General features: G+C 72.7%; 12 protein-coding genes and 1 pseudogene. 6 read left to right on the top strand and 7 right to left on the bottom strand.

Features of this window, described 5'->3' with window-relative positions; translation table 11 throughout:
• Positions 1-4: 4 nt before the first annotated feature.
• The gene (locus tag ACZ6Z8_RS02260) at positions 5-1,021 is read right to left on the bottom strand and encodes a hypothetical protein (RefSeq protein WP_465605465.1); all 1,017 of its coding nucleotides are present in this window, start codon (positions 1,019-1,021) and stop codon (positions 5-7) included.
• 339 nt (positions 1,022-1,360) lie between these two features.
• Here ACZ6Z8_RS02260 and ACZ6Z8_RS02255 point away from each other — a divergent pair.
• Both ACZ6Z8_RS02255 and ACZ6Z8_RS02250 read left to right on the top strand, forming a co-directional pair.
• Positions 1,361-1,885, top strand: a pseudogene (locus ACZ6Z8_RS02255) (carbohydrate binding domain-containing protein); the annotation flags it as partial.
• Between the two features lie 42 nt (positions 1,886-1,927).
• Complete coding sequence (locus ACZ6Z8_RS02250; protein WP_465606307.1) at positions 1,928-3,040, top strand: chitinase; 1,113 nt, start codon at positions 1,928-1,930, stop codon at positions 3,038-3,040.
• A gap of 111 nt (positions 3,041-3,151) precedes the next feature.
• Here ACZ6Z8_RS02250 and ACZ6Z8_RS02245 read toward each other — a convergent pair whose 3' ends face one another.
• From ACZ6Z8_RS02245 to ACZ6Z8_RS02235, 3 genes are all read right to left on the bottom strand, one after another.
• On the bottom strand, positions 3,152-4,270 hold the full coding sequence (locus tag ACZ6Z8_RS02245) for an oxygenase MpaB family protein (protein ID WP_465605463.1): 1,119 nt from the start codon (positions 4,268-4,270) through the stop codon (positions 3,152-3,154).
• A 97-nt stretch (positions 4,271-4,367) separates the two neighbouring features.
• Positions 4,368-5,186 carry an SAM-dependent methyltransferase gene (locus ACZ6Z8_RS02240; protein WP_465605461.1) on the bottom strand — a complete coding sequence of 273 codons (819 nt, stop codon included), beginning with the start codon at positions 5,184-5,186 and terminating at the stop codon, positions 4,368-4,370.
• A 348-nt stretch (positions 5,187-5,534) separates the two neighbouring features.
• Positions 5,535-5,807, bottom strand: a complete 273-nt coding sequence (locus tag ACZ6Z8_RS02235) for an HPr family phosphocarrier protein (protein WP_465605459.1) — start codon at positions 5,805-5,807, stop codon at positions 5,535-5,537.
• A 348-nt stretch (positions 5,808-6,155) separates the two neighbouring features.
• On the opposite strand from ACZ6Z8_RS02235, the gene ACZ6Z8_RS02230 reads away from it, so the two are divergent.
• The 3 genes from ACZ6Z8_RS02230 (at position 6,156) to ACZ6Z8_RS02220 (ending at position 10,019) form a co-directional block, all read left to right on the top strand.
• On the top strand, positions 6,156-6,917 hold the full coding sequence (locus ACZ6Z8_RS02230; RefSeq protein ID WP_465605457.1) for a DeoR/GlpR family DNA-binding transcription regulator: 762 nt from the start codon (positions 6,156-6,158) through the stop codon (positions 6,915-6,917).
• On the top strand, positions 6,914-7,873 hold the full coding sequence (gene pfkB, locus ACZ6Z8_RS02225; RefSeq protein ID WP_465605455.1) for a 1-phosphofructokinase: 960 nt from the start codon (positions 6,914-6,916) through the stop codon (positions 7,871-7,873). The genes ACZ6Z8_RS02230 and pfkB overlap by 4 nt, the downstream gene beginning before the upstream one ends.
• Before the next feature lie 106 nt (positions 7,874-7,979).
• Complete coding sequence (locus ACZ6Z8_RS02220; RefSeq protein ID WP_465605453.1) at positions 7,980-10,019, top strand: PTS fructose transporter subunit IIABC; 2,040 nt, start codon at positions 7,980-7,982, stop codon at positions 10,017-10,019.
• A 177-nt stretch (positions 10,020-10,196) separates the two neighbouring features.
• Here the strand turns inward: ACZ6Z8_RS02220 and ACZ6Z8_RS02215 are convergent, their stop codons facing one another.
• Entirely contained in the window at positions 10,197-12,608 is a 2,412-nt protein-coding gene (locus tag ACZ6Z8_RS02215) for a SpoIIE family protein phosphatase (protein ID WP_465605452.1), read from the bottom strand.
• Between the two features lie 110 nt (positions 12,609-12,718).
• Positions 12,719-13,639: an NADP-dependent oxidoreductase gene (locus tag ACZ6Z8_RS02210; RefSeq protein ID WP_465605450.1), complete on the bottom strand. Its 921-nt coding sequence runs from the start codon at positions 13,637-13,639 to the stop codon at positions 12,719-12,721.
• Between the two features lie 326 nt (positions 13,640-13,965).
• Between ACZ6Z8_RS02210 and ACZ6Z8_RS02205 the strand changes: the two genes are divergently transcribed.
• Positions 13,966-15,381, top strand: coding sequence for a jacalin-like lectin (locus ACZ6Z8_RS02205; RefSeq protein ID WP_465605448.1), 1,416 nt, complete (start codon positions 13,966-13,968; stop codon positions 15,379-15,381).
• A 112-nt stretch (positions 15,382-15,493) separates the two neighbouring features.
• Here the strand turns inward: ACZ6Z8_RS02205 and ACZ6Z8_RS02200 are convergent, their stop codons facing one another.
• Complete coding sequence (locus tag ACZ6Z8_RS02200) at positions 15,494-16,921, bottom strand: non-reducing end alpha-L-arabinofuranosidase family hydrolase (RefSeq protein ID WP_465605447.1); 1,428 nt, start codon at positions 16,919-16,921, stop codon at positions 15,494-15,496.
• Positions 16,922-16,972: the final 51 nt, after the last annotated feature.

Raw genomic sequence — 16,972 nt, 5'->3', positions numbered from 1 at the left:
CGGGCTAGACCAAGTCGCTGACGACCGGGTGGTCGGGGGAGCGGGGGCAGGTGAAGATCCGCAGGGTCTCCAGGCCCCCGAGGACGTCGGTCGGTTCCTGGCGCCGGCGGCGGTCGCCGGGGCGCCCGTCCAGGGACCCCACGGGGGCCCAGCTCTCCGTGCCGCCGTCCCATTCGTTACTGGCGACCGCCGCGAGGAAGTGCATCGCGCTGCCGCAGCTGCCGCAGCGGACCGGACCGAAGTAGCCCTGGTAGTTCCAGGGTTCGTGGCCGCCGAGCTTCCAGCCGGGGGCCGTGGAGAGGTCCCAGGAGTAGCGCGGATCGTAGTCCTCGGGGTCGTCGGGCAGGGGGAAGGTCGCCTGCTCCCATTCGTCGACCCGGGTCTCGAACTCCTCGCCCAGGGCGCCCGGGTGCGGGTACTCGGTCACCGGCTCAGGGCGCAGCAGGCACGGGGTGGGCAGGTAGCCGGGTTCGCCGATGGCGAGGGGTTCCGGCGGGGTGGCGAAGCGGTCTCCGAGGTCACTGCTACGGCGGTGGCGGACCTGGACCCATGGCCCGGCGATGCCGTTGTACGGCGCCGCCGGACCGCCGTAGGTGTGCTGGAACGGACACCACAGGATCTGCAGCACGTCCGTGCCCGCCGGGAACCCGTCGTACCAGGGCACGTCACGCGCGTACACCTGCAGTACCGGCAGCAGCGGCCACGACGTGTCCTCGGGTATCGCGTCCCAGCTGATCTCGCCGTGGTGGGCGGACCGGGTCGACCGCTCGCCCCGGACGTTGGCGGGGCGGTGCGGCCGGGAGTGGCTCAGGTGGGTGCCGCCCGGGCAGGTCGGCCACGGCTCGTCCTCGGGCCAGGCGAGCGGTCCGCCCACCGAGCTGTCGCGCGGGCCCGGCTCGGCCGGTGCCGGGTGGAGGCGGACCGCAGTCCTGGCGTGGGTCGCGAGCTCCGGGAAGATCGCGATGACGTCCAGGGGGCGCGGCGGGGTGACGGCGGCGTTCGCGGGCTCTTCCTTGATCACCCGCAGCATCGTACGGGGGTCGTGCTCGCGGAGTCAGCGGCCCTGGCGGGCGGTGGGGGGGCGAGCGTTGCCGAGGGGAAGACGGTGGCCCAGCGGCGGAGGCCGTAGCGCGGGCGCCAGTTGCGCGGTTCGGTCGCGATCGGGACGGCGTGGCCCGCGAGGGCCATCCCGCGAAATTGGTCCAGACCTAAATGGTCCAGACCTATTGACCGACTCCGCCCGCCCTCCTACGATCCGGTCCGGCACAGCCCCACATGTCCCCACCTCACCCACAGCCGGGCGGCACGCCCCCACGCGCCGGTCACTCCCCCTTGGCGCCCGGCGGGAAGGGAGCACAGCATGTTCCGTCGGAGGCCGCGCGCCACGCGCGCGTCGTCGGGTGGTTTCCACCGCAGCCCGGATCCCGGCCGCACCGAACAGGGCCCGAGCGTCCTGATGCGTTCCCTCGCCGGGTTGAGCGCCGCCGCCGTCATCGGGGCCGGAATCGCCGCGGTCGGCCCGGTCACCGCCGGAGCCGCCACCACCAACCTGGTGTCCAACCCCGGCTTCGAGAACGGACTCTCCGGCTGGACGTGTTCCGGCGGTTCCGGGACGGTCGTCGGCAGCCCGGTCCACTCCGGCGCCTCCGCGCTCCAGGCCACGCCGAGCGGCCAGGACGACGCCCAGTGCAGCCAGACCGTCAGCGTGCAGCCCAACTCCCAGTACACGCTGAGCGCCTATGTCCAGGGCAGCTACGTCTACCTGGGCGCGACCGGAACCGGTGGCGGAAGCGACCCCTCCACCTGGACGGCGGGGAACGCCTCGTACGGCCGGCTCGGCGTCGGCTTCACCACCGGCCCCACCACCACCTCGGTGACGGTCTACCTGCACGGCTGGTACGGGCAGCCCGCGTACTACGCGGACGACGTGTCGCTCACCGGCCCCGGCGGCAGCAGCCCCTCGCCCACCGCCACCCCGACCAGCGCGCCGCCGACCACCCCGCCCACCACCCCGCCGCCCACGACGCCCCCGCCGACCAGCACCCCGCCCACCACCCCGCCGCCCACGACACCGGCGCCGGGGGATACCTGCCCCACCAAGCCCAAGCCCGCGGGCAAGGTCCTCCAGGGCTACTGGGAGAACTGGGACGGCGCCTCCAACGGCGTGCACCCGGGCCTGGGCTGGGTCCCCATCACGGACAGCCGCATCGCCGCCCACGGCTACAACGTCATCAACGCGGCCTTCCCGGTGATCCTCTCGGACGGCACCGTCCAGTGGCAGGACGGCATGGACACCAACGTCAAGGTGTCAACCCCCGCCGAGATGTGCCAGGCCAAGGCCGCCGGCGCGACGATCCTGATGTCGATCGGCGGCGCCGCCGCGGGCATCGACCTGAGCTCCAGCGCCGTCGCCGACAGGTTCGTGGCCACCGTCGTCCCGATCCTCAAGAAGTACAACTTCGACGGGATCGACATCGACATCGAGACCGGCCTGTCCGGCAGCGGCAGCATCAACACGCTGTCCGCCTCCCAGGCCAACCTGATCCGCATCATCGACGGCGTACTGGCCCAGATGCCCGCCGGCTTCGGCCTGACCATGGCCCCCGAGACCGCCTACGTCACCGGCGGCAGCGTCACCTACGGCTCGATCTGGGGCGCCTACCTGCCGATCATCAAGAAGTACGTCGACAACGGGCAGCTGTGGTGGCTCAACATGCAGTACTACAACGGCAGCATGTACGGCTGCTCCGGCGACTCCTACCAGGCCGGCACCGTCCAGGGCTTCACCGCGCAGACCAGCTGCCTCGCCAAGGGGCTGACCGTCCAGGGCACCACGATCACCGTGCCCTACGACAAGCAGGTGCCCGGCCTGCCGGCCCAACCCGGTGCGGGCGGCGGCTACATGGATCCGGGATCGGTCGGCCAGTCGTGGAGCGCGTTCGGCGGAGCGCTGAAGGGGCTGATGACCTGGTCGCTCAACTGGGACGGCTCGAAGGGCTGGAGCTTCGGCGACAACGTCAGGTCGCTGCAAGGTCGTTGAGCCACCGCCAATGACCCGCCGATGACCCGCCGATGACCCGCCCGCCATCTGCTGACGACCCGCGCCCCGGCCTGTCCCGGGCGCGGGTCGTCGAGGACGGCCGCGATCAGGTCACGACGGTGAGTCGGTCAGACCGGTGGGAACCTGCCAGTCGCGGCGGCGGCCCTGGTTGGTCAGCAGCAGCCCCTCCTTGAAGACCAGCAGCCCCAGCTGGCTCGCCACCTTCGCGACGATCGGCACGGTGTCCCCCGCCTTGCCGTAGCCGAAGTTGGGAAGCGCGCCGGCGCTCACCCCGAGCCGGCTGACCGGGTCGGCATGGGGCACCTTGACGAGGTCGGCGGACCTGTCGCCGATCAGGTGCCGGATCAGCGTGGGACCCGCTCCAGGCGGGACCGGCAGCACCTCGCGGATGAAGTCCAGGACGCCCTTCGTCAGTGCCGTGCCGGCTTCCGAAGGGTGCTGCTGGCGGTTGAGGATGACGTCCATCAGGGCCGAACCGTCGCCGAACTTGAGGGGGTTGAGCTGCTCGTGCACCCCCAGGACATGGCCGATCACCCGCCAGATGTGGAAGTAGGCGTCCCGGTCCTCGGGCAGCAGCTCGACACCCAGCTTGGCCAGGCCCCGCGGGATCACCACCGAGAAGCTCATCAGCGTGCCGGCCAGGTCCTCCTGGTTGATCGGCATTCCCAGCCGGGCGGCGTCCCAGTCGCCGAGCTGGGACACGTGGTAGCGCATGGTGGCGTGCAGCAGGCGGATCTTCTGGGCCGAGCGGAGCCCGCGACCGCTCGGCCCCAGGCCGTCGTCGTCGAGCACGTCCACGACGAACTGGGAGGTCTCCATCAGCCGCCGGTACACCCCGGAGGTGAGGCGCTGGGAGCGGGCGAGCACCTCGGCCCCGTTGCCGCAGCTGTAGCACACCGGCAGCGAGCCGCAGAGCAGGACCGCGGCGATCAGCGGCTGGTAGCGGCCGAGCAGTTCGTGGCCGCGCTCCATCAGCGCCCGGTCCGCCCAGGGCGGCAGCACGGCCGTCTCCTCGAAGTACCGCTGGAGCTGGGGCGGCAGCCCGGGCGGCACGGTGTCGGTGTTCCGGCCGAAGCCGAGCAGTGCCTTCCGCACCTGCTCCTGCTGTCCCAGCGCGTACGTCTCGGCGATCGCGGTGTCCCCGAGCGGGTCGCCGGTGGCGCGCATCCGGTCGAGCAGTTCATCCGTCCAGCCGTTGGCGGTCGTCATGTGGGCCTCCGTCGAGTTTGCGGTGACACGTACTGGTACCACCGCCCTCAGGCCCGGGCGGGCAGCCTCACACGAACGAGGGCGCGTCGCGCAACGGTCAGGGCATGCGGGCCAGGGCGCAGGAGATCAGCCGCTCCCACACCGTCAGGTCGCCTTCGTCCGAGGGGGCCGCGGTGCCGTCCGCCTCGGGGTCCGGGCGCCACAACGAGCAGGGGAGCAGGCCCGGTTCGAGCAGTTCGAGGCCGTCGAACAGGCCGAGGATCTCCTCGTCGGTGCGCCAGCGGCCGCGCCCGAAGCTGTCCTGGAGCTTCTGCTCGGCGATCCGGGTCTCCTCGTTCCCGCCGGAGCGGAAGTGCGAGATGTAGACCAGGCTGCCCGGGGGCACCCGGTCCACCCACCAGCGCACCAGCTCGGCGGGCCGCTCGGAGTCGTTGAGGTGGTGCAGGACGCCGCTGAAGACCACGGCCACCGGCTCGTTGAAGTCGATCAGGCGCCGCACGTCCGGGTGGTCGCGGATCGACTCCGGTTCGCGCAGGTCCGCCTGGACCAGCGTGCTGCGTCCGGCGGCGGCCAGCAGGGCGCGGCCGTGGACGAGCACGGTCGGATCGTGGTCGACGTAGGCGACGCGCGCCTCGGGGTCGTGCCGCAGGGCGACCTGGTGCACGTTGTCGGCGGTCGGCAGGCCGCTGCCCATGTCGACGAACTGCTGGACGCCCTCCCGGGCCATCGCGCCCACCGCCCGCACCAGGGCCCGGCGGTTGGCTTGGGCGATCGCCACCGAGCCGGGCAGGTCCCGGAGGAAGAAGTCGCCGATCTCGCGGTCGACGGCGTAGTTCTCCTTGCCGCCGAGCAGGTAGTCGTAGACCCGGGCGATGCTGGGCTTCGACCGGTCGATCAGGGCGCTGTGATCGGTCACGGGAGTCAACTCCGTTCCTGGGGGCCGATGTCGCCCTGATCGTAGGAGAACCGGGCGCGGATGCCGCGCACCTCACCGGCGCGTTGGACGGCGTGGGCGGCATCCGCTCGGTCGGGCCGGTCAGGAGTGGTCGTGCCAGGCCGCCCGGCGGTCTCCCGCTCGGAGAACTCCACCGCCCGGCCGTCCGCCAGGAGCAGTTCGCGGGCCGAACGGCGCGCCGCCGCACCGGGATTCGGTGTGGCGGCGCGTTGCCCGTGCCCGGGTCGGCGGCCATCCTCGGCAGGGCCGGGAATACCTGGCAGCCGGTGCCTCGACGCCGGATCAGATCGCTCAGGTCGCTCAGGCCACTCAGGCCGCGGCGTCGAGGTCGGAGGAGAGCAGATCGGCGAGCGCCTGAAGTGCCTCCTCGGCCCCGTCGCCGGAGGCGGTGAGTTCCAGGGTGTCGCCGCACCGGGCGGCCAGGGCGAGGACGGACAGCAGGCTGCGGGCGTCGACCGGGGTCTGGCCGGGGCGGCCGACGGTGACCTTGGTCTGCTGGCGGGCGGCGGCCTGGACGAACAGGGATGCCGGGCGGGCGTGCAGGCCGCTGCTGGAGCCGACGGTGATCTGGATCGAGGGCATGGGAGTCCTTGAGGGAGACGGAGGAGATGGTCGCCGACCCGGGTGGGAACCGGGTAGGTGGGACGGGGATCCGGTGGCCCGCGCGGAGGGTGGAGCGCGGGCCACCGGGGCAGGGTGCCTGGTCCTCGCGGTACGGGGGCGGTCGCGGGGACCGGGCAACCTGTGGTTTCACGCCCGTTACGGCGTTGTTTCGGTTGGTTCTACGCCCGATTGTGCGGCGATGTCAACACATTCGGGCGTCATCCAGAAATTGGACGAGAGGCGGAACGACCTCTTGCTTTTTGGCGCGGAGCGCGTATGGTCGGGCTTCACCAGGCGTAAACGGACATGAAACGGACCCGAACCCACATGTATGCACCGGAGCGGCAGCAACAGATCCTCCGCCTCGCCCAGGAGCGGGGCAGGGTGGACGTGCCGACCCTGGCCGAGGACTTCGGTGTCACGCAGGAGACCATCCGGCGTGACCTGAGCGCCTTGGACCGGGCCGGCCTGCTGCACCGGGTGCACGGCGGGGCGCTTCCGGTCGGCGCGCTGCACCTGGAACCCGGCCTGGCCGAACGGGACTCCACCGCCGCGGCCGAGAAGGAGCGCATCGCCAGGGCTGCCCTGGCCCTGCTGCCCGGCGAGGGCAGCGTGATCCTCGACGCCGGGACGACCGTCTCCCGGCTGGCCGCCCTGCTGCCCGTCGACTGCGCCCTCACCGTCGTCACCAACGCCCTCCCGGTCGCGGCCCGGCTGGCCGACCACCCCGCCCTCGCCCTGCACCTCATCGGCGGGCGGCTGCGCCACCGCACCCAGGCGGCCGTAGACGCCTGGGCGCTGCGCGACCTGGCCGACATCCACGCGGACGTCGCGGTGGTCGCGACCAACGGCTTCTCCCCGGAGGGCGGCCTGTCGACGCCGGACCTCGCCGAGGCCGCCGTCAAACGGGCGATGCTCGCCGGGGCCCGCCGAGTGGTCCTGGTGGCCGATTCCTCCAAGTACGGTGCCCGCCACTTCGCCCGTTTCGGCTCGCTGGACCAGGTCGACGTGCTGGTCACGGACACCGGACTGAACGACGAGCAGACCGCCGAGATCGAGAACCACGGACCGGAGGTCGTCCGCGCATGATCGTCACCATCACCCCGAACCCCAGTCTCGATCGCACGTACGAGCTGGCGACGTTCACCCCGGGCGAGGTCAACCGCGCCGCGCACGACCGGCTCGACCCCGGCGGCAAGGGCGTCAACGTCTCCCGGGCGCTGACCGCCGCGGGCCACCGCACCACGGCCGTCCTGCCGCTGGGCGGCCTCTCCGGCGGTCTGCTCTCCGATCTGCTGCAACGCCAGGGCATCGACGTGGCGGCCGTCACGATCGCGGGCGACACCAGGATCAACGTCTCGATCGCCGAGGACGGCGGCGGCCTCACGAAGATCAACGCCGTGGGCCCCGAGCTCAGCGCCGCCGAGTCGGCAGCGCTGCTGGCGCTCGTCCGCGACACCCAGCGGATCGGACGGGGCACCGGGAACGGCGTCGACTGGCTGGCCTGCTGCGGCAGCCTGCCGCGCGGGCTGGCGCCGGAGTGGTACGCCGAGTTGGTGTCCCAGGTGCACTCGGGTGGCGCCCGGATCGCCCTGGACACCTCCGGCCCCGCGCTGCTCGCCGCGCTCTCGGCCCGTCCCGACGTGGTCAAGCCCAACCGGGAGGAACTCGCCGAGGCGGTGGGCCGCCAGGTCACCACCGTCGGCGACGCCGTGGACGCGGCCGGGGAACTGCGCAAGCGCGGTGCCCAGCAGGTCCTGGCCAGCCTCGGTGCGGACGGGATGCTGCTGATCGCCGAGGAGGGCGGCTGGTACGGCAGCGCACCGGTCGCCGCCGTGCGCAGCGACGTGGGAGCGGGCGACGCCTCGCTCGCGGGCTTCCTCGGAGCCGGTGGCACCGGCCCCGAGGCACTGGCGGCGGCGCTGGCGCACGGCGCCGCCGCCGTACAACTGCCGGGGAGCGTCATGCCGACCCCGGCCGATCTGGACCCGGCCGCCGTGGTCGTGACGGCGGACATCCCGCTCGAACGACCGCTCCGCGGTTGAGAACGGCCTCCTGCCGGAGGCAGCACGCCCGACCGTGTGGGACGGAACGGCGACCATTCCCGGGGGCAAGGGAAGACTGTCAGGCACCAGTTGAAGGACCGACACGATGAGCGACACCAGCGGACTGACCACACCCGCACTCGTTGATCTCCACCTCGCCCCGACGGACAAGGGCGAAGCCCTCCGTTCCCTCGCCCAGCGGCTGGTCGCCGAGGGCCGGGTGACCGACCTCGACGGCTTCCTCGCCGACGTGGCCGCCCGGGAGGCCCAGGCCCCGACCGGGATGGGGGACGGGATCGGCATCCCGCACTGCAGATCGGCACACGTCACCGGGCCGAGCCTGGCCTTCGGCCGCAGCACCAGGGGCGTGGACTTCGACGCCCCGGACGGCCGGCCGGCCGACCTGATCTTCATGATCGCCGCACCGGCCGGCGCGGACGACACCCACCTGCAGATCCTCGCCGCGCTGGCCCGCCGACTGATGGACCCGGCCTTCACCGGCGCACTCCGCGACGCCGGGAGCCCGGGCGCGGTCGCGGCCCTGATCAACGGCGAGGAGGCGCCGGCCGTCACTCCGGAGACGGCCCCGGCCCCGGAGGCAGCCCCGGAGGCGGCCCCGGAGGCGGCCCCTGCCCCGGCCCCGGTGGCGGCCGCTCCGGACGGTGGGCTGCGGCTGGTCGCCGTGACCTCCTGCCCGACCGGCATCGCCCACACCTACATGGCCGCCAAGGCCCTCGAACTGGCCGCCGCCCGGGCGGGTGCGCGGATCGAGGTCGAGACCCAGGGGTCGGCCGGGACGACGGTGCTCGCGCCCGAGGTGATCGCGGCCGCCGACGCGGTGATCCTGGCCCATGACGTCGAGGTACGGGACCGTGCCCGCTTCGCCGGCAAGCCGACCGTGGACGTGGGGGTGAAGGCCGCCGTCAACCGCGCCGACGACCTGATCGCCCGGGCCGCCGGGCTGGTCGCCGAGTCCGGCGGGGGCACGCGCCCGGCCGCCGCGCCGGTTCCCGCACCGAGCGCGCCGGCGGGTGAGCACTGGGCCCAGCGGCTGCGCAAGTACCTGATGACGGGCGTCAGTTACATGATCCCCTTCGTCGCGGCCGGCGGTCTGCTGATCGCCCTCGCCTTCGCCGTCGGCGGCTACCAGATCGCCTCCGCGCCGTCCGTGCTGGGCCACTTCGACTGGACCTCCTCGCACAGCTGGGCGGCGATGCTGTTCCAGACCGGCAAGGCCTCCTTCGGCTTCCTCGTCCCGATTCTCTCCGGGTACATCGCCTGGGCGATCGCGGACCGGGCGGCACTGGCCGCAGGCGTCGCCGGCGGCGCCATCTCGGTGGCGGTCGGCGCCGGCTTCCTCGGCGGAATCGTGTCAGGTCTGGCCGCGGGCTTCCTGGTGCTGTGGATGATCCGCTGGAACGTGCCGCGCGCGGTCAGGGGCATCATGCCGGTCGTGGTGATCCCGCTGGTGTCGGTGGCGGCGGTCGGTTTCCTGATGTTCGTGGTGGTCGGCTCGCCCATCGCCTCGGCGATGAACGGCCTGACCGACTGGCTGAACGGCCTCTCCGGCTCCAACGCGATCCTGCTCGGCGCGCTGCTCGGCGCGATGATGGCCTTCGACATGGGCGGTCCGCTCAACAAGGTGGCCTACACCTTCGCGGCCGGCGCGCTCACCACCGCGGGCACCACGCCGGACGCCGGCAGCCTCAAGGTGATGGCCGCCGTGATGGCCGCCGGCATGACCCCGCCGCTGGGCATGGCCCTGGCCACCGTCGTCCGGCGCACCCTGTTCACCGCGGAGGAGCGGGAGAACGGCAAGGCCGCCTGGGTGCTCGGCGCCTCGTTCATCACCGAGGGCGCGATCCCGTTCGCGGCGGCGGACCCGCTGCGGGTCATCCCGGCGAGCATCGTCGGCAGCATGACGGCCGGCGGACTCGTGATGGCCTTCGGCTCCACCCTGCGGGCCCCGCACGGCGGGATCTGGGTGCTCCCGCTGATCGGCAGCCCGTTCCTGTACCTGCTCGCGGTCGTGGCGGGCACGGTGCTCACCGCGGCGGTGGTCGTCCTGCTCAAGGGGATGCGGAAGGCTGCCGCCGCGGACCTTCCGGAATCCCCGGCCGCCGAACAGGGGCTGGCCCACGCCTGATCCGACGGCTCGTGCGACGAGCCCTGACCGAGCCGGTCCGCCGGCGCGGTCAGGGCTCGACCGGTGCAGGGCGCCCGCTCTTCGGAGCTGGCGCCCTGCACCGCTTGGCGACAGGAGCGCCCTCATTCCCGCCCGACGCCGATCCGAGGGGGACCGACTGCCGGGTGCGGAAAGGGACTACGCCGGGCCGAGACTCTGGGCGCACCAGATCGTCTTGCCGTTGGTGGTGTGGCGGGTGCCCCAGCCCTGGGTGAGCTGGGCGACCAGCATGAGGCCGCGTCCGCCCTCGTCGAAGGTGCGGGCCCGGCGCAGGTGCGGGGCGGTGTCGCTGCTGTCGGAGACCTCGCAGATCAGTGCGGCGTCGCGGATCAGCCGCAGCCTGATGGGCGGTTGACCGTACTTGATCGCGTTGGTGACCAGCTCGCTGACGACCAGCTCGGTGACGAACGCCGGTTCCTCCAGGCCCCAGACGGCCAGTTGGTCGGCGGCCAGCTGCCTGGCGCGCGCCACCTGTGCGGGGTCGTGCTCGATGGCCCAGTCGGCGACGTGGTCGGGGTCCAGCGCCCGGGTGCGGGCGAGCAGGAGGGCCGCGTCGTCGGTGCGGTGCTCCGGCAGCATGGCCCTCATCGCCGTGTCGCAGAGCGCCTCCAGCGAGGTGCCCGGCTCGCTCAGGATCCGGAGCAGGGCTGCGGTCCCCCGTTCGGCGTCGCCCTCGCGGCTCCGCACCAGCCCGTCGGTGTAGAGGGCGAGCAGGCTGCCCTCGGGCAGCTCGAACTCCGTCGCCTCGAACGGCAGGCCGCCGATGCCCAGCGGGGGCCCCAGCGGTGCTTCGAGCGGGACGGGGGTGCCGTCCGGCGCGATGATCAGCGGCAGCGGATGGCCCGCGCTCGCCAGGGCGCAGCGGCGGGCGACCGGGTCGTACACCGCGTACAGGCAGGTGGCGCCGGTCTCGCCGGTCGGTTCGAAGCGGTCGTCGGGCCCCGCGTCGTCGGGGAGGTGGAGGACCAGGTCGTCCAGGTGGGTGAGCAGCTCGTCCGGCGGCAGGTCGACGTCGGCCAGGGTGCGCACCGCCGTGCGGAGCCGGCCCATGCTGGCGGAGGCGTGCACGCCGTGGCCGACGACGTCACCGACGACCAGGGCGACCCGGGCGCCCGACAGCGGGATGACGTCGAACCAGTCGCCGCCCACGCCGGCGCCCGCCCCCGCGGGCAGGTAGCCGGACGCCACCTCGACCGCCCGGTGACTCGGCAGCCGCTGCGGCAGCAGACTGCGTTGCAGGGTCAGCGCGGTGGTGTGCTCGCGGGTGTACCTGCGGGCGTTGTCGATGGCGATGGCGGCCTTGGCGGCCAGCTCCTCGGCGAGGATCAGGTCGTCGGCGGTGAAGGCCTCGGGCCGGTCCTTCCGGGCGAAGGCGACGACGCCCAGCACGGCGCCGCGTGCCAGCAGCGGCACGGTGATCCGGCCGGTCAGTCCCTGGGCGGCGATGGTCCGGTCGATCAGCGGGAGGCCCGGCGGCCAGTGGGCGGGGTCGGCGGCCAGTCCCGGACCGAAGGCCCACTCGCCGCCCTGGTCGGCTTCGGCGGCGAGCTGGACCATGGACGTGCCGGCGGCCATGCAGCGGGCGGCCACGGAACCGGGGGCGTACCCGACCGGCGTCACCGGGCCGGAGGGCCCGTCGGGGTCCTCCTGCGCGCTGTGCCGGGCGGCGCGGCTGAGCATGACGGTGCCACCGGTGGGCACCGCGGCGGCGGGCGGTTCCTCCCCGCGCAGGACCTCGTCGAAGAGGTCGACGGTGACGAGGTCGGCGAAGCCCGGCACCGGGGTGGTCGCCAGTTCCCGGGCGGTGCTGATCACGTCGAGGGTCCGGCCGATGCCGCTGCTGGCTTCGTTGAGGAGGAGCAGGCGTTGGCGGGCCCAGTACTCCGCGCTCATGTCGAATCCCCAGTTGGCGACCGCGCGTACCCTGCCCCCGGTGTCCCGGACGGGCCACATGCTGGTGGCCCAGGCATTGGCGTAGGCGCTGCCGAGCGGCCGGAAGACCGTGATGAGGCGCGCGGGTTCGCCCGTCCTGGCCACCTCGGAGAGCCGGTTGGTGTACGCGGCGTCGTCCAGTTCGGGAAACAGCTCGCGGTACTTGTCACCGAGCACCTGGGCCTCCGAGTGCGCCATCACCCGGCACGCGGCGGCGTTCACCCACAGGAAGCGCAGCTCGGGGTCGTACACCCCGAGGGCGAAGGGGCACTGTTCGAAGGCCCGGTCGGCGATCACCGGACGGCGGTCCCAGCGCTGGACGGTCAGCACCCGGCCCAGCGGCCGTCCGTCGCCGCCGTTCAGGGGGTGGGCCGTCACCGCGGCGTCCACCGTGGACCCGTCCCGGTGGCGCAGCGTGAGCGACGTGGTGCCGGGGCCGGCGTCCCCGGGACAGCCGCGCCGGGGATCGACCAGGAAGTCCGTCACGGGGCGCCCGACGGTTTCCTCCGCGCTCCAGCCCAGCAGCAGCCGCCCGCCCTCGCTCCAGCCGCTCACCACCCCGTCCGGACCGACCACGACAGCGGCGGTGGGTGCGTCCTGCTCGCCAGTCGTCTCCACGCGCGCCTCCGTCCGGGCAGCGGTGCAAGCCGGAACGGATTCCGGCGGCCTCGCTCCACCCTAGGGCCGGCTCCCGCCACTCGCGCTCCCAGCCGGGAGGGCACGGTCGGTCAGGGCTCGACGACCAGCTTGCCGCGGGTGTGACCGGTGCGGCTGGCGTCGAAGGCCTCGGCCGTCCGCTCCAGCGGGAAGGTCCGGGCGACCTCCACGGTCAGCGCGCCGCGGTCCACGAGCGCCGCCAGTTCGGCCAGCTCGGCGCCGTCCGGGCGGACCCAGATCCAGTGGCCGCCGTGCCGGGACACCTCGGGATCGGCGACCGAGACGTGCCGTCCGCCCTCGGCGAGTACGGCCAGGGTCGTCTCCAGTTGGCCGCCGACGAAGTCCGCGACGGTCGACACGCCGCCGGGTGCCAGTGCGCGCACCCGCTCGGTCAGGCCGTCGCCGTACGTCACCGGCTCGGCGCCGAGGCCGCGGACGAACGCGTGGTTGCGCTCGGAGGCGGTGCCGATCACCCGGGCCCCGCGGTCGCGGCCGAGCTGCACCGCAAGGCTGCCCACGCCGCCGGCGGCGCCGTGAACCAGGAGGACGTCGGAGGGACCGACGTCGAGCCGGTCCAGGCTGCGCAACGCGGTGAGGCCGGCCAGCGGGAGTCCGGCCGCCTGGGCCCAGTCGAGCCCGGACGGCTTGCGTGCCACCGCGGGCGCGGCGACCGCGACGTACTCGGCGAAGGTGCCGGCCTGCACCACGTCCTTGCGGGCGTAGGCCATCACCTCGTCCCCCGGGGCGAACTCGGGCGTGTCCGGCCCGGTGCGGGTGACGACGCCGGCCACGTCCCAGCCGGGGATGACGGGGAAGACCGCGTCCATCATGCCGTCCAGGCCACCCGCCATGACCTTCCAGTCGACCGGGTTGACGGAGGCGGCCCGGACCTGGATCAGCACCTGCCCGGGGCCGACCTTGGGGTCGGGCACCTCGCCGTACTTCAGCCGGGAGTTGTCCCGGGCGTACGAGTCGTAGGTCACGGCGCGCATGAACTGACCTCCAGGGAAGCGGGATTGCGGCCTCACGAACCGCCACCGGGGCGGGTGCCGTCGCCCACGCTATGCCGGGGCGCTGCGCCCGGCATCCTCGAAGCGCCGGACGGGGCCGGCGCGCACCGGGGTCCGTCCGGAGGGCGCCTCCAGCTTCGGACAAAGTCTGTTAGCGCTCACAGGATCTTTGGCCGAAACCCGGCGAGGTGTCATGAAATAGCGGGTCAGAACGATCGTGAGCGTTCACCGGCGATGTTGACGCTCACAAAATCCGCTCATACGCTCCGGCACCGGATCCCCGTGGCCGTACTCCGAACGGAGCGTTGATGTCCAAGCCCCGCCCCCGTCCCCCCTTCCTCCGGTCAGCCCTCGTGGGTGCGCTCGGCGCGGCCACCGCGCTGGGCGGCCTGCTCGGTGCGCCCGCTGCGCAAGCCGCCGCCGACGCGCCGGTCGCGCAAGCCGCTGCCGGCGCGCCGGTCGTCCAAGTCGCTGCCGCGGGCGGATCGTTCTCCGCGCTCACGTACAACGTGGCCGGCCTTCCGCAGGTCTTGTCCAGCGCCTCCACCGACCGGCAGAGCAGCACCACCGCCATCGGCGGCCGGCTCGCGCCGTACGACGTGGTGAACGTCCAGGAGGACTTCAACTACCACGCCGCGCTGTACGCCGCCGACTCCCACCCGTACCGGACCGCCACCAGCGGCGGGGCGGGCATCGGCAGCGGCCTCAACACCCTCTCCGACCTCAGCTACGACACCGACGACTTCCAGCGGGTCAAGTGGAACGACTGCCAGCTGGACTCCGGGGACTGCCTCACGCCCAAGGGTTTCACCTTCATGCGGACCCGGCTGGCCGAAGGCGTGTACGTGGACTTCTACAACCTCCACGCGAACGCGGGCACCGAGCCCGGTGACGAGGCCGCCCGCGCCGCCAACCTGGCCCAGCTCACCGGCTTCATCAGGACCCACTCGGCCGGGAACGCCGTCGTCGTCATGGGTGACACCAACACGCGCTACACCCGCGCCGACGACACCATCGCCGGCTTCGCCGCCGACAACGGGCTGACCGACGCGTGGGTGCAACTGGAACGCGGCGGAGTAGCGCCGACCCGCGGCGCGGACCCGCTGCTGTGCGACCAGAACGCGCCCACCGACACCTGCGAGATCGTCGACAAGGTCCTGTACCGCAGCAGCGCCCTGGTCTCGCTCACCGCGACCTCGTACGCGAACAAGCACGCCGACTTCCTCGACGGCTCCGGCAGCATGCTCTCCGACCACGACCCGGTCGCCGTGGGCTTCACCTGGACCCGGAACCCGGCCTACCTGGCGAGTGACCAGTTCGGCGGCCCGCACGGCGACTTCTACGACGACATCGACCGCCTCCCGGCCGGTGCGCGGGCCACCACGGTCGGTCTGCGGGCCGGCACCCGGGTCGACCAGGTCGGCCTCACCCTCGCCGACGGCACCTCCCTCACTCATGGCGGCTCCGGCGGCACCGCCTCCTCGCTCACCCTGGGCAGCGGCGAGTACGTGAACTCGGCAACTCTCTGCCAGGGCTCGTACAACGGACACACCCGCATCTTCTACGCCTCGTTCGGCACCAATCTGGGCCGCACCCTGTCCGGTGGCACCACCACCGGCGACTGCGTGACCCGCACCGCGCCGGACGGCTGGCAGTTCGCCGGGTTCCACGGACGCGCCGGCGACGAGGTCGACAAGCTCGGCTTCCTGTTCACCCGTCTCTGAAACGCGCCGGTGTGCCGCCCCGGAACCGGGAAGGCACACCGGGCCCGCGGCGGACGGAACCCCGGCCGCTACGGCGGCCGGGGTTCCTCGTGCCTCGTCGTGACGGATCGGGTCAGCGTTGCAGGGTGAGGAGGCCCGGCCGCCAGGGGAGCTGGTCGTAGGGGCCGGTGGCGGTGGGGGACTTGCCCTGGTACAAAAGCTGCAGGTTGCAGGGGTCGATGGTCATGGTCTGGTCGGGGTTGTTGCGGACCAGGTCGCCGTGGCTGATGTCGTCGGTCCAGGTGGCACCGCTGTTGGCCTTGCCGGCGAAGGGGTTGTTCTCGCTGGCGGCCTGCGGGGTCCAGGAGCCGTTCAGGCTGGTGGCGGTGAAGGAGCGGAAGTAGCGCTGCTCGTTCGCGCCGCGGGCCTCGACGATCATCAGGTACTGGTTCCGGTCCTTGACCTTGTAGACCTGCGGGGCCTCGAAGAGGTTCTTCACCGAGTCGCTCATGACCGTGGTGTACGAGGAGCCGAAGTTACCGGGGAAGTTGCCGATCGGCATGCTCGCCCGGTAGATGCTGCCGTTGTCGCCGGCGAAGAACAGGTACATGTTCTGGTCGTCACCGATCAGCGTCTGGTCGATCGGGCCGGTGCCGGAGTTGGGGATGCTGCCGGTGAACAGCGGCTGGGGCGCGGACCAGCCGTTGGGGTTGGTCGGGTCGCTGGAGGTGCGGTAGATGAAGGGCCACTGGCCCCACTGGTAGGCCAGCACCCAGATGTTCTTGGGCGCGAAGTAGAACAGGGTGGGCGCCACCGCGGCCTGGTTCATCCCGGTCTGGGGGGTCGAGGCCATGTCGGACCAGTTGGTGAAGGGGGCGAAGGCCATCGAGCCGTACGAGGACCCCGAGACGTTCGACGCGTAGACCAGGTGCTTGCCGTTGTAGACCACGTCGGTGAAGTCCTTCACCGCGGCCCACCCGTTCGCCGGCTGGGCCAGCGCGCCCGTCGAGGACCACCGGTACGTCGACGGAAGCGCGCACGAGCCGCCCGGCGGGGCGGAGGAGGACAGGCCGGTCCAGTTCTGATTGCTGCCGCCGTTGCACGGCCAGATGTCCACCGCCGTGCCGTTGGCCGTGCCGGCGCCCTCGACGTCCAGGCAGAGCCCGGACTCCACGCCGACCACCGTGCCGTCGGCGTTCACCCGCCACTGCTGGTTCGCGGCTCCGGTGCAGGTCCAGATCTGCACCCGGGTACCGGCGGTGGTGGCGTGGCCGGGAACGTCCAGGCACTTGTCGCCGTACACGGTCAGCCGGTTGTCGGGGGTCGACGTCCACTGCTGGTTGGTCCCGTTCCAGCAGTCGTAGATCTGGAGGGGAGCGCCGTCCGTCCGGCTGGCGTTCGCCACGTCGAGGCACCGGCCGGAACCGGTGCCTCGGAGGGCGCCGCTGGTGGCGGCCTGCGCCGGGCCGGCGACCAGTACGGCCGCCAACGCCGCCACGGCCGCGACCACGGCGACGAGCATCGTGTGCGGTCGCCGGCGATCGGACCTTCGTTCACGCATGGGGATACTCCTTCACGGCCGGGTGGGGCCGACAGACGGACATGTGAGCGC

The sequence above is a fragment of the Kitasatospora sp. NPDC101108 genome (genome assembly GCF_055584725.1).
Note: the sequence above shows the minus strand (reverse complement) of the source record. Positions and strands in the feature narration are given on the sequence as shown.

Excerpts from the sequence above, each read along its gene's own strand:
- ACZ6Z8_RS02210 (WP_465605450.1), bottom strand. The coding sequence starts at position 13,639 with ATGCGCGCCGTGACCTACGACTCGTACGCCCGGGACAACTCCCGGCTG.
- ACZ6Z8_RS02235 (WP_465605459.1), bottom strand. The coding sequence starts at position 5,807 with ATGCCCTCGATCCAGATCACCGTCGGCTCCAGCAGCGGCCTGCACGCC.
- ACZ6Z8_RS02200 (WP_465605447.1), bottom strand. The coding sequence starts at position 16,921 with ATGCGTGAACGAAGGTCCGATCGCCGGCGACCGCACACGATGCTCGTC.
- ACZ6Z8_RS02245 (WP_465605463.1), bottom strand. The coding sequence starts at position 4,270 with ATGACGACCGCCAACGGCTGGACGGATGAACTGCTCGACCGGATGCGC.
- ACZ6Z8_RS02220 (WP_465605453.1), top strand. The coding sequence starts at position 7,980 with ATGAGCGACACCAGCGGACTGACCACACCCGCACTCGTTGATCTCCAC.
- ACZ6Z8_RS02205 (WP_465605448.1), top strand. The coding sequence starts at position 13,966 with ATGTCCAAGCCCCGCCCCCGTCCCCCCTTCCTCCGGTCAGCCCTCGTG.
- ACZ6Z8_RS02230 (WP_465605457.1), top strand. The coding sequence starts at position 6,156 with ATGTATGCACCGGAGCGGCAGCAACAGATCCTCCGCCTCGCCCAGGAG.
- pfkB (WP_465605455.1), top strand. The coding sequence starts at position 6,914 with ATGATCGTCACCATCACCCCGAACCCCAGTCTCGATCGCACGTACGAG.